Below are 14634 nucleotides of genomic sequence, written 5' to 3' on the forward strand. Positions count from 1 at the left end.
TCACACCGTCCGGTCGAGCCGGGCGACGCCGATCCGGGCGTCCGCCATGCCGTAGAACACGTACGTCCGGTCGCCGACGCGCTCGATCGCCGTCGGGAACACGACGTCCGCGACCGTGCCGGTGCGCTCGTCGGCCGTCTCGGGCTCGAGGAGCGGTTCCGCCGTGCGCGCGAGCACCCGCGACGGGTCGTCGGGGTCCAGCAGCATCGCGCCGGCGCAGTACCGGACGGCGTTGTCGGTCGACCACGGGTCGGTGATCTCGCCGGTCACGCCGTGGTGCAGCAGCAGCCAGCCCTCGGGCACCCGCACCGGGGCCGGGCCCGCCCCGATCTTCAGCCTCTCCCACGGCTGCTCGGGCCGGGCGACCTCACGCGCGCCGTGGTGGAGCGTGAGCGCCCCGACGTCGGCGCGCACCGCAGCCGCCGGCGCGTAGGAGATCCAGATGGAGGGTCGCGCGTCCGTGACGCCCGACGGCGGCCAGAGCCGCTCCCCCGGTCTGACCAGGCCCAGGTCCCAGGTCGGCCGGTGCAGCAACGCGTAGCAGGGCTCCCCTCCGGGCCCGGGCACGACCTCGGGCAGGAGCACGGCGTCCTTGGTCGGGTACAGGTTGAGGTCGACGTCGAGCCCGGGCTCGTGCCGGAACAGCAGGGGGCCCAGCCGGCGCCAGCGGCGGAGGTCGCCGGAGACCGCGAGCGCCGTGCGGGGGCCGAGCGGTCCGTAGGCGACGTACGTCATCACGTGCAGCCCGAGCTCCGGCAGCCACGTGGTGCGCGGGTCCTCCGTGCCGGCGTTCCTGGCACCCCGCTCCCACCGCGTCCAGGGCTCGAGCACCACGCCCAGCCGCTCGGCCCCCACGGGCTCGCCGTCCGCCAGCACGACGCGGGCGAGGCCGACGCGGGACACGTTCCCCGCGGCGACGAGCCGCGGCAGCAGGTACAGCGCGCCGTCAGGCCCGCGCCCGGAGGCGGGGTTGAGCACCCCCTCGGCCTCGAACGGGTCGTCCGGGTCCGGGGACATCAGGGTGCGGAGGCGGGTCAGCGCGTACGGGACGGTGTCGGTCACGGGTCTCCTCGGTGACGGCGTGGTCGTCGGTGGTGCGCGGCTGAGGAGAAGCGGTCCGGCGCGGGCCGGAGGTCGGATCGGTGTCGGAGGGCGGGCTAGCCCGGGGCGGGGGCGGTCGAGTCGCGCACGACCAGCCGCGGCGGGTCGAGCTCGACGTCGCCGGCGCCGCGGCCGTGGACGACGTCGAGCAGCGTCCGGGCCGCCACCGCGCCCCAGGCGTACGGGTCGGTGCGGACGGTCGTGAGAGCCGGCCGGACGTGGGCGGACAGCTCCGCGTCGTCGAACCCGACCACCGAGAGGTCCCGCGGGAGCACGAGCCCGCGCGTCTGCGCCACCACCGTCCCGGCCACCGCCATCGTGTCGTTGCCGTACAGGACGGCGGTGGGCCGCTCCGTCGGTGGGCGGTCGAGCAGCGCGTGCGTCGCCTCGGCGCCGCCGCGCGCGGTGAAGTCGGCCTCGAGGTCGGGCCCCGGGGGCAGCCCGTGCCGCTCGAGCGCGGCGAGCCAGGCCTCGCGCCGGTGCCGCGCGTGCAGGTACCGGTGCGGACCGCCCACGTGCCCGATCCGTCGGTGGCCGAGCGCCGCGAGGTGGGCGACGGCCTGGTGCACGGCGGCGGCGTCGTCGTGGCGCACGGCCACGAACGGCGACGGCACGTCCGGGCGGTTGAGCGTCACGGCCGGCAGCCCGAGCTCCGCGAGCAGCGCGATCCGGGGGTCCGTCGCGCGGAGGTCGGCCAGGACCACGCCGTCGACGCGCCCACGCTCTGCGAGCGCCCGGTGCGCCGCCTCCTCGGCGGGCTCGTCCGAGACGAAGCGCAGCAGGACCGCGCTGCCGGCGGCCGAGAGCCCCTGCTCGAGCCCCGCGAGGAACGCCGCGAAGAACGAGTCCGACCGCAGCGTCTCCGGGCTCCGGGCCAGCACGAGCCCGATCGCGTCGGCCCGGGAGCCGGAGAGCGCCCGGGCCACCCCGCTCGGCCGGAACCCGAGCTCCTCGATCGCCGCGAGCACCCGCTGCCGGGTCGCCGAGGCGACGCCGGGACGGTCGTTCAGCACGAACGAGACGGTGCCCTTCGACGTGCCGGAGCGCGCGGCGACGTCGGCGATGGTGGGCCGCCGCGGCGGCAGCTGGTCGGGCATCGACGCCCCCTTCTCAAACCGGTTCGAATGATGGAAGCAACGGGCGGGTGCCACGTCAACCCCGTCTTCTTCACGGTCTGAACTCGGCTCTTGACATCGGGAAGAGCCCCATGAGTAGCATCCTCGAACCGGTTTGAACGCCGGAGCACGTCCCTCAGCCGCACGCACCACGGGACGACGCGCGCCCTCGTCGTCGAGCAGCGCCGCGCGTCCCGCCCGCCCACCGTGCCGTCCGCGCACCGCCGCGCGGACCGATGAGGAGACCGCATGCGCCACCGACTCCCGACCCCCGTCATCGCCCTCGTCCTCGTGCTCCCGCTGGCCGCGTGCGGCGCGGGCGCCGAGGCCGAGGACGGCCCACCGACCCTCACGATCGCGACCTGGGCCAACGAGACCGAGGCCGACGAGCTCGACGCCATCCTCGACGACCTCAACGGCGCTCAGGACACCTACCGTCTCGAGCAGATGGTGATCCCGGGCGGCGAGTACTACACGAAGCTCCAGACGATGATCGCCGGACGGCAGGCCCCCGACCTGTTCTGGCTCTCCCAGGAGTACGTCCCCGCCTACGCCGACAACGGCACGCTGACCGACCTCACCGGCCGGGTCGACGAAGCGATCGACCTGGACGACTACCTGCCGGGGTCGCTCGACCCCGCGACCGTGGGCGGCGCGCTCTACGGGCTGCCGTGGATCGGACAGCCGTACGTCGTGTACTACAACGCCGACCGGTTCGCGGAGGCCGGCCTCGCCGAGCCCGACGGCACCTGGACCTGGGGCGACTTCCAGGACACCGCCCGCGCGCTGACCGACGGCTCGCGGTTCGGCTACGCGACCACCGGCACCCCGCCTGCCGCGCTGTACGCCTGGGGCGAGGGCGGTGACTACGTGACGCCCGACGGCGACGTCGTCATCGACTCGCCCGAGACCGTCGCGGGGCTCGAGCTCGCGCACGCGATCGCGAACGACGAGACGATGACCATGCCGCAGGCGCTCGCCCAGTCGCGGGGCGTGGAGTCGTCGTTCGTCGACGGCACCGTGGCGATGATGGTCGGCGGCGCTGCCGACGACATCGAGCGCAAGGTCGCGGAGTCCGGCGACCCGTTCGAGATCGGCATGGCCGTCATGCCCGCCGGCTCGGTCGCGCAGGTGACGTTCAACTGGACCGCGTCGACCGTGCTGTCCGCGAGCGTCGCCGACACCGACGCCGGGCTGGCGGCACTCACCGACCTCACCCACGCGATGTTCGGCTGGAAGATCCCCGCACCGGTGTCGTCCCGCGTGGGTGACATCGCCGACGTGAACCCCGAGAAGGCCTACGCGGTCGACGTCGTCACGCGGTCGGCGGAGATCGCCCGCGGGTTCAACAACCAGCCGCAGCAGAACGAGCTGGGTTCCGTGATCTGGGAGCAGCTCGAGGGTCCGATCCTGTCCGACGGCGACGGCCGGGGCGTCGGCGACCTGGCCGACCTGGCCGCGAAGACCGCAGCCAGGATGCGCGAGGTCGTCGACCGCTGAGGCCGGCGCGGCGCGGCCGTCGGCGCCCAGACCCGCACCGGCGCCGCGCCGCACCCGCCCTGCGGCACCCCACCCGACCGCCTACCGGAGGACCCCGTGCCCGAACACCGCCCCGACGTGCTCCCCGGCGCTCCCACCGGCGCGCCCGGAGCGACCCGCACCGCGCAGGAGCGCGCGGCCCGGGCGGCCGCGCTGGCGGCGGCCGCCCCGCCCCGGCGCCGGTTCAGCCCCGCGTACCTGTACGTCGCCCCGTGGTTCGTCGCGTTCGCCCTGTTCGCCCTCGTGCCGATGGTCATGTCCCTGGTGATGAGCCTGACCGACTGGCCGGTCATCGGGAGCCCGACCTGGCGCGGGCTGGGCAACTTCACCGAGCTCGCCCGCGACACGCAGTTCTGGAGGTCGCTGTGGGTCACGGTCCGGTTCGGCGTGGTCTCGGTGCCCCTGGGCATGTCCGCGGCGCTGACGGTCGCCATGGTGCTCAACTCGAACATCCGCGGCCTCAGCCTCTACCGGACGATCTACTACCTCCCCGCCGTCGTCTCCGGGGTGGCAGTCGGCCTCATCTGGCGCTGGGTGCTCGACCCGACCGCGGGCCTGGTGAACGGCGCGCTCGCGCTCGTGGGCGTGCAGGGCCCGGGCTGGCTCACGGACCCGGCCTGGGTGCTGCCGTCGTACACGATGGTCGCGCTGTGGGGCGCGGGCGGCGGGATGCTCACGTACCTCGTCGCGCTCAACGAGGTGCCGCGGGACCTGGGCGAGGCCGCCACCCTGCAGGGCGCGGGCTGGTGGGCACGGCTGTGGTTCGTGACCCTGCCGCTGATGCGGCCGATCCTCTTCTACAACCTCGTGATGGGGATCATCGGCGCGTTCAAGAAGTTCAACGACGCCTACGTGCTCGGCGGTGCCGGGGGCGAGGGCAACTTCCTCATGCTGCACATCTACCGCACGGCGTTCGAGCACTTCCGGATGGGCTACGCCTCGGCGATGTCCTGGGTGTTCCTCGTGATCGTGCTCGCCGTGACCGGGCTCGTGTTCCGGTTCAGCGACTTCTGGACCTTCTCCCGAGGGAACGAGGAGCGATGACGACCACGACCCTGGTACCCGACCGCGAGCGCGTCCTCGCGACCGCGGTGGCGCGACGTCGCGCGCAGCGTCGGCGCACCTGGCACCGCTCGGTCGCCAAGCACCTGGCGCTGTCGCTCGTCGCGCTGTCGATGCTGCTCCCGTTCGCCTGGATGATCACCACGTCCCTCAAAGCGGATGGGGACGTGTTCGCGATCCCGCCGCAGTGGATCCCCACCGACCCGCAGTGGCAGCACTACCGCGAGGTGTTCGAAGCGCTGCCGTTCGCGCGGTTCTTCCTCAACACCGCCCTCTACACCACCGCGGTGATGGCCGGCGAGGTGCTGGTCTCGATCGTCGTCGCCTACGGCTTCGCCCGGTTCGACTTCCGCGGCAAGAAGCCGCTGTTCTTGTTCCTGCTGATCACGATCATGCTGCCGGGCGAGATCACGATCGTCCCGGGCTACATCTTCTGGGCGGAGATCGGCGACACCCTGGGCGTCCAGCTCATCAACACGTACTGGCCGCTGATCCTGCCGGCGCTCGGCGGGCAGGCGGTGCACGTGTTCTTCTTGTTCCAGTTCTTCCGCGCCATCCCGCGCGACTTCGCGGAGGCCGCGTACCTCAACGGGGCGGGCTGGTGGGCGATCCTCTGGCGGGTCTTCGTGCCGATGTCGAAGCCCGCGGTGGTGACGATCGCCGTGACCTCGTTCATGGGGACGTGGAACGCGTTCCTCGGTCCGCTGATCTACCTCAACGACGTCGAGAAGTTTACGGTCCAGGTCGGTCTGACGATGTTCCGGGGCCAGTTCGAGACGGACTGGCCGCTCCTCATGGCCGCCACGACCCTCTCCGTCGTCCCGATGCTGGTCCTGTTCTTCACCATGCAGCGGTACTTCGTGCCGTCCCGCGCCTCCGAGGCGGTCCGGTGACCCCCCGCCCGGCCGCACCCGTGTCCGTGCACGCCCCACCCCGACCAGAGCGAGGACCGACCATGCCCCCGACCGCCCGGATCGACGCCCTGCTCGCCGCCCACCGCGCGTCCGGCCCCGCGCCCACCGCCGCCCGGCGGCTGCGGTTCGCCGGCGTCGGCCAGCGCGACGTCTACAACGTGTCGGCGCCGTTCGCCGGCCCGGACGGCACCGTGCTGCTGGCCGGGCGCGTCGAGGACCGGGCGGACGAGCGCTCGGAGACCGTCCTGTTCGCCCGGGACGACAGCGGGACGTGGGTGCCCGCACCGGGCACCGCCCGGCCCGCGCTGCAGGACCCGTTCACGTTCTCGCACCGCGGCGTCACCCACCTCGGCGGCGTCGAGGTCGTCGAGGCCGCGCTGCCTGACGGCGCGCCGACGCTCCGCTACCGCACCGTCGTGCTGGAGCTGGCGGACCCCGCCCGCCCGGTCCGGGCCTTCACCGGCCCGTGGGGCATGAAGGACCTGCGGTTCGCCGACCTGCCCGACGGCCGGCTGGCCGTGCTCACGCGCCCGCAGGGAGCAGCTGACGGCCGCGGCCGGGTCGGCGTGACGGTCGTGCCGTCGCTGGCCGCGCTGACGGTCGCCGACGTGCACGCGGCGCCCCGGCTGACCCACCTCTTCCTGCCCGAGGAGTGGGGCGGGGTCAACCAGGCCTCGCCGCTGCCCGACGGCACCCTCGGGCTGCTCGGCCACGTCGCCCGGTTCGACGACGCCGGGCACCGGCACTACTACCCGATCGCCTGGACGCTCGACCCGGTCACCCGCCGGTACACGCCGCCCCGGATGCTGTTCGAGCGCCGCGACCTGCCCGCCGGACCCGCCAAGCGCCCCGACCTCGTCGACGTCGTGTTCCCCGGCGCGCTCGTGCACCGCGCGGGCGGGGTGACCGTGTTCTGCGGTGTCGGGGACGCCGAGGCGTACGAGGTGGACCTGGGCCCGGTGCACGCGACGCCGGACGGGGCGTGAGCCGGTGCGCCGCCCCCTCGCCGCTCTGCTCGCCGGGCTCCCGCGGGTCTGGGTCGCCGCGCTGCTCGTCGTCGCCGCGCTCGACCTCGCCGTCGTCGTGACGGCGACGGGCGGGCGCACCGCCGAGGCCGCCACCGCCATCGCCCCGCTCGTGACCCGGCTCGCGCCCGGCCCGCTCGTCGTCGACGGGGCGCTGGTCGCGGACGACGTCGCACTGGTCGCCGAGGCGCACGCCCTCGTCGTCGACGGCGCCGCCGAGGCCGCCACGGTCTCGGTCCCCGGCGGGCACGACGCGCTGGTCCTCGCGGCCGACGGCGTCGCCCTCCTGGTGAGCAGCGACCGGTGGACGGTCGCCTACGCCGGGTCGCTCTCCCCCGCCGACCTGCACGCGCTCCTCGCCGGGTGGGAGGAGGCGCAGCGCGGCACCGCCGTGCTCGCCGCCGTCCTCACGGGCGCGCTCACCGCCGCCCTCGCCACCGCGGTGCTCGCGCTCGGCGTGCGGCACGGTGGTCGGCTCGCGGGCTCCCGCCGGTCGTCGGGCAGCCCCACGCTGCCGCCCCGGGACGCGCTGGCGTGGTGGGCGGTGTCGCTCGCGGCGGCCTCGACCGGTGCCGCGGCGGTCGGGCTCGGCACCGGCGGCGCGGTGGGCGGAACGCCGGCGCTCGTCGCCACGCTGGTGGCGGCCACCGTCGGCGTCTGCGCGCTCGCCGCCACGGCGGCGCGCGCGGCGCCGCGGGCCGCCGTGCCGGGCCCGACCACCCCCGCTCCCGAGATCCGACCCGACCCGCCCGCCGTCCCCGCCGACCCCGCGCCGACCGCCGCCCCGTGAACGGAGCCCGCCATGCCCACCATCGACCTGTCCCGCGTCTCCAAGGTCTACGGCACCGACACGCTCGCCGTGGACGACGTCTCGCTCACCATCGAGGACCGCGAGTTCGTCGTGCTCATCGGCCCGTCCGGGTGCGGCAAGTCGACGATCCTGCGCATGCTCGCCGGCCTGGAGGACGTGACCGCGGGCGACGTCCGCGTCGACGGCCGCCGGATGAACGACGTGCACCCGAAGGACCGGGACGTGTCGATGGTGTTCCAGAACTACGCGCTCTACCCGCACATGTCCGTCGCGCAGAACGTCTCGTTCGGTCTGCGCCTGCGCCGCACGCCCCGCGCGGTCGTCCGCGAGAAGGTGGGCGCCGTGGCGGAGACGCTCGGCCTCACGCCCTACCTCGATCGCCCGCCCGCCGAGCTGTCGGGCGGGCAGCGGCAGCGCGTCGCCCTGGCTCGCGCGATGGTCCAGGAGTCCCGGATCTTCCTGATGGACGAGCCGCTGTCCAACCTGGACGCCAAGCTGCGGGGCACCATGCGGGCGGAGATCCTCGCCCTGCACCGCTCGCTCGGCGTCACCACCGTCTACGTCACGCACGACCAGGTCGAGGCTATGACGATGGCCGACCGCGTCGTGCTGCTGCGGGACGGCGTGATCCGGCAGCAGGGCACCCCGCGCGAGCTGTACGCCCACCCGGCCGAGCAGTTCGTCGCGACCTTCCTCGGGGAGCCGGAGATCAACCTGCTGCCTGCCCGGAACGCCGGGGGCGGTCTGCTGCTCGCCGACGCCCGGGTGCCTCGCGGCTGGCGCCCCGCGGGCTCCGAGCACGCGGCCGACGGCCAGGACCTCAGCCTCGGGGTGCGCCCCGAGCAGGTGCGGGTCGGCTCCGGGGCGGCGCGGGACGGCGACGCCGAGCTGGCGGCCGAGGTGGTGCTCCTCGAGCTGCGCGGCGACGACGCGTTCGCGACTCTGCGCTCCGGCGCGCACCGGATCGTGGCGAAGGTGCCCGCGGAGTCGGGGCTGCGGCCGGGTGAACGGACCACCGCGCACGTGGCGGCGGCCGCCGTGCACACCTTCGACGCGGCGACGGGGGCGACGCTCGGGCGGTGACCGACGCGGTGCCGGCTCAGCCCCGGCTCGACCGCCGCACGACCTCGTCCCGGCTCAGCGACGTCCCGTCGCCGTCCAGCGGGAACCACGCCCGGTGCTCGCACTCGTGGCAGGACACGAACGTCACGTCCGTCCCGTCGGCCAGCGCGAGGTGCAGCCGGGTGAGGCGCGTCGACCCGCACACCTCGCACTCCTCGGTGCCGGGGGGGTGCTCCTGCCCGGCCTGGCTCAGCGAGCCCAGCGGGGTCGGCTCGGGCTCCCCCCGACGTCCCTTGCGGCGTCCTGCTCCGCCGCCCCCTGCACCGGCCATCGCGGGCTAGCCGTCCTCGCCCCGCAGCACGCGGAGGTGCCCGCGGCGGCGTTCGGTGTCGAGCTCGGCGGCGGGCGGCAGCCCGTCGGGCACCGCGGCCGCGTGCCGGGGGGCCGGGCGGCCCGCCTCGCGCACGGCGTCGGCGAGCGCGAGCAGGTCGTCGTGGCTCGGGCCGGTCTCGACGAACTCGGGCGTCAGCCGGACGACCTCCCACCCCCGCGGGGCGGTGAGGCGCGAGGCGTGCTCGGCGCACAGGTCGTAGGAGTGCGGCTCGGCGAGGTTGGCGAGCGGGCCGAGGACGGCCGTCGAGTCGGCGTACACGTACGTCAGGGTCGCGACCGCCGGACGACCGCACGCGGTGCGGGAGCACTGGCGGACGGGTCTCACGGGGTAGAACCTACCGCCGCACGCGGCGGGAACGCGTGCGCGACCCGCGTTGTCACCCGGATACAGTGCCGTGGTGGCACCCCGTCGGCACGTCCCCGCCGCCCCCGGCACCCCGGGCGGACCGGTCCCCCGCGTCGGCGCGGTCCGCCGCCGGGACCGCCGCGGCCGCGGCATCCGCGGCCCGCTGCTCCCGGCGTCGCTGCCCGCGCACCGCACCCGCGCCGAGCGGTTCGACGACCTCGTGCTCGACTCGGTCGAGCGGCTGGAGGTCCGCTGGGGGAAGTACCTCGACGGGGTGGAGTTCGCCGTCGAGGACGTGCCCCCGTCCGACCCGGCGCCGTGGGAGTCCGGCGGCGTGCCGCTCGGGCGGTCGTTCCCGTCGCAGCCCGGGCTGCCGCCGCGGATCGTCGTCTACCGGCGGCCGGTGGAGTCGCGGGCGGTCGACGCGGACGAGCTCGCGGACGTCGTGCACGAGGTGGTCGTCGAGCAGGTCGCGCACCTGCTGGGGCGCTCGCCCGAGGAGGTCGACCCCGAGCTCGGGGACGGACGGTAGCCTGACCCGGCCATGACGACGACCCCCGAGCCGAGCCGCGCCCCCGCCACCCCGACGCCGGACCCGTCCGCCGGGCGGCCCGCCGTCCGGGTCGTCACGATCGTGTACAACCCCGGCCCGGAGCTCGCGGACTTCACCCGGTCCCTCGCCGCCGCGACGACCGCACCCGTCGAGCTGGTGCTGGTCGACAACGGTGCCGACCCGGCCGTCGCCGACCGGGTCGCCGCCGAGGCGGGCGGCCGCGTGGTCCGCACGGGCGAGAACCTCGGCTACGGCGGCGGCGCGAACGCCGGCGCGGCCGGGGCGACGCAGCCGTTCCTCGTGGTCGCCAACCCCGACGTCGTCTGGGAGCCGGGGTCGCTCGACACCCTGCTCGACGCCGCCGGGCGGCACCCCGAGGCCGGGGCGCTCGGGCCCGCGCTGCTCAACGAGGACGGCACGGTCTACCCCTCGGCGCGCGAGCTGCCGTCGCTGACCCAGGGCGCCGGCCACGCCGTGCTCGGCAAGGTCTGGCCCGGCAACCCGTGGACGCGCGCGTACCAGCGCCGCCAGGAGACGGCCGGCGCCGAGCGGTCCGCCGGCTGGCTGTCCGGGGCGTGCCTGCTGCTGCGACGCGACGCGTTCGAGGCGGTCGGCGGGTTCGACGAGGACTACTTCATGTTCTTCGAGGACGTCGACCTGGGCGAGCGTCTGGCGCTGGCCGGGCGGCCGAACCTGTACGTCCCCTCCGCGCGGGTGACCCACGTCGGCGGGGTCTCGTGGAAGGCGAAGCCGGCCGCGATGATCTCGGCGCACCACCGGTCCGCCGAGCGGTACCTGCACCGGCGGTACCACCGCTGGTACCAGTGGCCGGTGCGGGCCGCCGTGTCCCTGGGCCTGCGGGCGCGCGAGGTCGTGGAGCTGCGCGCGGCGCGGTGAGCCGCGGGGTCGTGCGCCTCAGTCCAGGCCGACGCGCGACCCCTCGCGCACCTGCGCCCGGGTGACCGCCTCGGCGTCGGCGACCGGCTGCAGCACCGCGACGAGCGGGCCGCTCGCGTGCGCCACCACCGCGGACAGCGCCCACGACAGCGCGACGGCGTCGTCGTCCGGGCCGACGACCTCGACGCCCACGACACCGGTCCCCAGGTCCTTGACCGCGTACGGCACGGTCGACCCGACCGGCACGTCGACCTCCCGCTCGGCCAGCACGCCCGCGGTGCCGTACGCGCGCAGCGTGACCGTGACGACGGGGCCCTGCGGCGCGGCGTCGGCCTCGGGGTCGGGCCGCTGGCCCTCGGTCGGCTCCGGGCTCGGCGCGGCGGACGGGGCGGAGGTGGCCTCCGGCTCCGAGGCGTCGTCCTCGCCGTCCGTCGGCACGGCCGTCAGCGTGAGCGTCCCCGCGCTGCCCGAGGGCACGGCCACCAGACCGCTCCCCGGAGCGGCGGCCGCCGCCCACGCGCGCTCGAGCCGGGGCCCCTCGTCGAGCTCGCCGGCCTTGCCCTCGCGCGCGATCATCGCGCCGGCGACGACGGCCTCGGTCGACTCGACGACGGCGGTGTAGCTGCCGGCGGCGAGGCCGCCCAGCGACACGTCGGTCACCTCGCCCGCGGGGAGGTCGAGCTCCTCGGCGCCGGGCAGCGCGACGTCGCCGTCGGGCCCGAGCAGCCGCACGGAGACGGTCGCGTCGCGGTCGCCCGGCACGAGCAGCCGGAGCGCGCCGGCGTCCGCGGCGTCCACCTCGGTGGCGACCACGGAGATGCCCGGCACCACCTGGGTCGTCGCGGGTCCGGTGCCCGCGGTGACGAGGTCGGTGCCGCGCGGGGTGAACCCGTCGAGCAGCGAGTCCTGGAGGTAGGCCGACACCTGGCCGCCGGCGGCGGTGACCCGGACCGCGATCCGGCGCTGCTCGGCGGCGACGCCCGGCAGGGACACCACCCGCTCCGCGCCGGGCGCGACGAGGAAGGTGCCGCCGTTCGCCAGGTCGACCGGGCCGGACGGACCCCACACCTCGACCGTCACGTCCGCGGGCGTGGCGCCCGGGTTCACCACCACGAGGTCGGCGGTGCTCTCCAGCTCGGTGCTGCCCCCGACCAGCCAGACGTCGGCGGACGGGCGCGCGCAGGACGCGGCGGACAGGCCGCGCAGGTCGCCGTCGGTGACGACCGAGGAGGTGGCGCCGGCCACCCGGGCGGGCTCGCCGGCCACGGGCTCGGCGCGCAGCACGGTCGCGGCGCCCGGCGAGGCGACGGACCCCGCGCCGTCGGTCAGCGCCACCGGGTCCGCGCCGAGCACGGTCAGCGAGGCGGCGGCGGAGGTCACGGTGTCGAAGCCGGTGACACGCTCGACGGGCGCGACCGGCACCCGGTCGAACGCCGAGTCCCCGGACAGCGAGTCGTCGGGGAGCTGGAGCGGCCCCGGGCACACCAGCGTGGTGGCCGTCGGCGCGACGTCGACGGTGGCGGCGGGCACCGGGCCGGTCTCGTCGGGCGGCGCCGCCACGGCGAGGCCCACGACGCCCCCGGTGAGGCCGAGCACGAGCACCCCGGAGAGCAGCCGCGCGGCGCGCCCGGTCCGGCGCGGTGCGGTCGGGTCGGTCACGTCATCGCCTCCCAGCCCGACGGCGGCGGACGGGCAGCGCGAGCAGCAGGGCCAGCAGCCCCACGGCGCCCTGGGCGACCGTCCACGCCGTCCGGTCGGGCGCGGTGTGCGTGACGACCAGGCGGCCGCCCTCCGCCCCGACCTCGAACGTCTGCCGCCAGCCGTCCGTCACCGCGCGCAGCGGCCGGCCGTCGAGCGTCGCCCGCCAGCCCGCGTCCGCGCGCTCGGCGAGCACGAGCAGCCGCCCCGCGTCGCCCGGCTCGATCCCGGTGTCCACGCGGGTCACGACGCCCGGCACCGCCGGGACGGCGACCGCGTCGGCGGACGCCAGGCCGGCCGCGTCCTGCGCGGCGCGGGCGTCCGGGACCAGGCGCGCCCAGGCGGTCACGACGGTGGGGACCGCGGTGTCGGCGTCCGCGTCGGGGTCCGCGGAGGCGGCCGCGTCGGCGGCCGCCGAGGCGTCCCCGGTCGACGCCTGCGCGTCCTCGCCGACCGCGCCGCCCGAGGGCTGCACGCGCCAGATGACGCCGGCGTCGCCCTCGGTGATCCGCTCCAGGCCGGGCGTGGCGTCGAGGCGCCCGATCAGCGCGGTGCGCGCCTGCTCCCGCGTGAGGTCGTCCTCGGCGGCGGGCAGGGGCGGGACCAGGACGTCCGCGACCGCCAGCGCCGCGAGGTCCGCGGCCACGTCCGTGCTGGACCCGGCGGCGAGGGTGCCGACGACCGCCTGCACCTCGGCCTCCGCGTCGTCCGGGTCCGCGGGGGCGGCGTCGGTCGGCCCGCCGCGCAGCCCGGCGGTGCGCGCAGCCGCGGCGGACTCGAGCACCTGCGGGCCGTCGCCCCGGAGCAGCTGCCAGTCGACCGCGCCCGCGGCGGCGGTGCCACCGCTCGCGGGGTCCTCGGTCGCGGGCACGAGGGCGAGCACGCGCGGGGCGTCCTCGGACTGCTGGGTCTGCCGGCCGATCGCCGGCACGACGGCGCGGTCCATGGTCGTCAGGTCCGCGGCGGCGCCGTCGCGCGCCTGCCAGGCCCAGCCGGCCCAGGCGACCAGCGGCAGGACGACGACCACGGCGGTCACGACGGCGGCGGTCAGCTGCCGCCAGCCGAACGACGCCCGGTCCAGCCAGGCCCGCGTGCCGCGGGTGCCGAGCACCGCGGCGGTGAGCAGCCCGGCCATCGCGAGGGACACGCCGGAGCCGGCCCAGCCGACGACGACCGTGCCGTCGTCCTCGCCCACGGCCACCCGGCCGGCGACGAGCGCGGCGGCCAGCCCGACGGCGGCGACGAACCAGCCGAGCCGGACCGCGCGGGCGACCGGGACCCCGCGGAGCAGGGCGACCAGCGCGAGCAGCAGGACCGCGCCGCCGGTCGCGACGGGCCACCAGGTGGCGACGCCCTCGGGGACCCAGCCGGGCAGCCAGGACGGCACCAGGGCGGCGCCGTCGACCGGCACGCCCAGCAGCGCGGCGACCGGCGAGGCCGGGTCGGAGGCGAGCGGCGCGCCCGGGTCGGCGAGCAGCAGGCGCACGCCCTCCAGGCCGCGTGACGCCGCCTCGGCCAGCAGCGGCCCGAGCAGGACGAGGGCCGGCACCACGGCCAGCACGACGCGCAACCGGCGGCCCCGCGGGGCGCAGGCGGCGACGACCAGCAGGAGCAGGACGCCGGGCAGCAGCAGCACCGGGGCGCCCGCGGCCACGACGGCGAACGCGAGGGACGCGGCGGCGGCCGCGGCGATCGAGCCCGCCGGGCGGGCGGGGGCGGCGGGGAGGTCGTCGGGGTGCGCGTCGGCGTCGAGGGCCCGGTCCGGGCGGCCCTCGGGCGCCTCGCGGGGGTGGGCCTCGGCGTCGCCGTCCGGCGCGTCGGCTGCGACGGTGTCGCCCGGGGCGGCGTCGCCCGGCACGGCGTCGCCCGGCACGGCGTCGCCCGGGGCGGCGTCGCCCGGGGCGGCCGGCGCGTCGTCGTCCGCCGGGACCCGCGCCGTCACGGCCTCGGTCGCCCCGGTGGAGGCCGGCACCGCGCGGGTGCCGCGCACCGGCGTCACGTCGCTGGCCTCGTCGCGGTCGCGGTCGCGGTCCCGGTCGCGGTCCGCCGCGGCGCCGCCGTCCGCGCCCACCGCGGGGGTGCCGCCCGCGGCCGGCCGGTCGTCGGTCACCCCGTCGC

13 protein-coding genes and 1 pseudogene are annotated in these 14634 nt (G+C 76.7%); 8 read left to right on the forward strand and 6 right to left on the reverse strand.

The window, feature by feature from the left end; all coding sequences use genetic code 11:
* Entirely contained in the window at positions 1 to 1062 is a 1062-nt protein-coding gene (locus AC3WUG_RS08170; RefSeq protein ID WP_492327224.1) for a glycoside hydrolase family 130 protein, read from the reverse strand.
* Positions 1063 to 1157: 95 nt separating this feature from the next.
* Positions 1158 to 2198 carry a LacI family DNA-binding transcriptional regulator gene (locus tag AC3WUG_RS08175; protein WP_492327225.1) on the reverse strand — a complete coding sequence of 347 codons (1041 nt, stop codon included), beginning with the start codon at positions 2196 to 2198 and terminating at the stop codon, positions 1158 to 1160.
* A gap of 267 nt (positions 2199 to 2465) precedes the next feature.
* On the opposite strand from AC3WUG_RS08175, the gene AC3WUG_RS08180 reads away from it, so the two are divergent.
* From AC3WUG_RS08180 to AC3WUG_RS08205, 6 genes are all read left to right on the forward strand, one after another.
* The gene (locus AC3WUG_RS08180) at positions 2466 to 3716 is read left to right on the forward strand and encodes an ABC transporter substrate-binding protein (RefSeq protein ID WP_492327226.1); all 1251 of its coding nucleotides are present in this window, start codon (positions 2466 to 2468) and stop codon (positions 3714 to 3716) included.
* 96 nt (positions 3717 to 3812) lie between these two features.
* The gene (locus AC3WUG_RS08185; protein ID WP_492327227.1) at positions 3813 to 4799 is read left to right on the forward strand and encodes a carbohydrate ABC transporter permease; all 987 of its coding nucleotides are present in this window, start codon (positions 3813 to 3815) and stop codon (positions 4797 to 4799) included.
* Positions 4796 to 5710, forward strand: coding sequence for a carbohydrate ABC transporter permease (locus tag AC3WUG_RS08190; RefSeq protein ID WP_492327228.1), 915 nt, complete (start codon positions 4796 to 4798; stop codon positions 5708 to 5710). Before AC3WUG_RS08185 ends, AC3WUG_RS08190 begins: the two co-directional genes overlap by 4 nt.
* Positions 5711 to 5772: 62 nt before the next feature.
* Positions 5773 to 6717 carry a DUF1861 family protein gene (locus tag AC3WUG_RS08195; RefSeq protein WP_492327229.1) on the forward strand — a complete coding sequence of 315 codons (945 nt, stop codon included), beginning with the start codon at positions 5773 to 5775 and terminating at the stop codon, positions 6715 to 6717.
* A gap of 4 nt (positions 6718 to 6721) precedes the next feature.
* Positions 6722 to 7546, forward strand: coding sequence for a hypothetical protein (locus AC3WUG_RS08200; protein ID WP_492327230.1), 825 nt, complete (start codon positions 6722 to 6724; stop codon positions 7544 to 7546).
* A 12-nt stretch (positions 7547 to 7558) separates the two neighbouring features.
* A complete protein-coding gene (locus AC3WUG_RS08205) occupies positions 7559 to 8650 on the forward strand; it encodes an ABC transporter ATP-binding protein (protein WP_492327231.1) in 1092 nt (363 codons plus the stop codon).
* A 16-nt stretch (positions 8651 to 8666) separates the two neighbouring features.
* On the opposite strand, the gene AC3WUG_RS08210 is transcribed toward AC3WUG_RS08205, so the two are convergent.
* Complete coding sequence (locus AC3WUG_RS08210) at positions 8667 to 8960, reverse strand: hypothetical protein (RefSeq protein ID WP_492327232.1); 294 nt, start codon at positions 8958 to 8960, stop codon at positions 8667 to 8669.
* Positions 8961 to 8966: 6 nt separating this feature from the next.
* Positions 8967 to 9347: a DUF3499 domain-containing protein gene (locus tag AC3WUG_RS08215; RefSeq protein ID WP_431837314.1), complete on the reverse strand. Its 381-nt coding sequence runs from the start codon at positions 9345 to 9347 to the stop codon at positions 8967 to 8969.
* Between the two features lie 73 nt (positions 9348 to 9420).
* On the opposite strand from AC3WUG_RS08215, the gene AC3WUG_RS08220 reads away from it, so the two are divergent.
* Positions 9421 to 9900, forward strand: coding sequence for a metallopeptidase family protein (locus AC3WUG_RS08220; RefSeq protein WP_308161056.1), 480 nt, complete (start codon positions 9421 to 9423; stop codon positions 9898 to 9900).
* A gap of 12 nt (positions 9901 to 9912) precedes the next feature.
* On the forward strand, positions 9913 to 10818 hold the full coding sequence (locus AC3WUG_RS08225) for a glycosyltransferase family 2 protein (protein ID WP_492327233.1): 906 nt from the start codon (positions 9913 to 9915) through the stop codon (positions 10816 to 10818).
* An 18-nt stretch (positions 10819 to 10836) separates the two neighbouring features.
* Here AC3WUG_RS08225 and AC3WUG_RS08230 read toward each other — a convergent pair whose 3' ends face one another.
* Together AC3WUG_RS08230 and AC3WUG_RS08235 are read right to left on the reverse strand one after the other, a co-directional pair.
* Positions 10837 to 12477, reverse strand: a complete 1641-nt coding sequence (locus tag AC3WUG_RS08230; protein WP_492327234.1) for a DUF5719 family protein — start codon at positions 12475 to 12477, stop codon at positions 10837 to 10839.
* A gap of 1 nt (position 12478) precedes the next feature.
* Positions 12479 to 14634: pseudogene (locus AC3WUG_RS08235) on the reverse strand (hypothetical protein); the annotation flags it as partial.

This window comes from Cellulomonas sp. EB106-03-03-XG116, assembly GCF_058792015.1.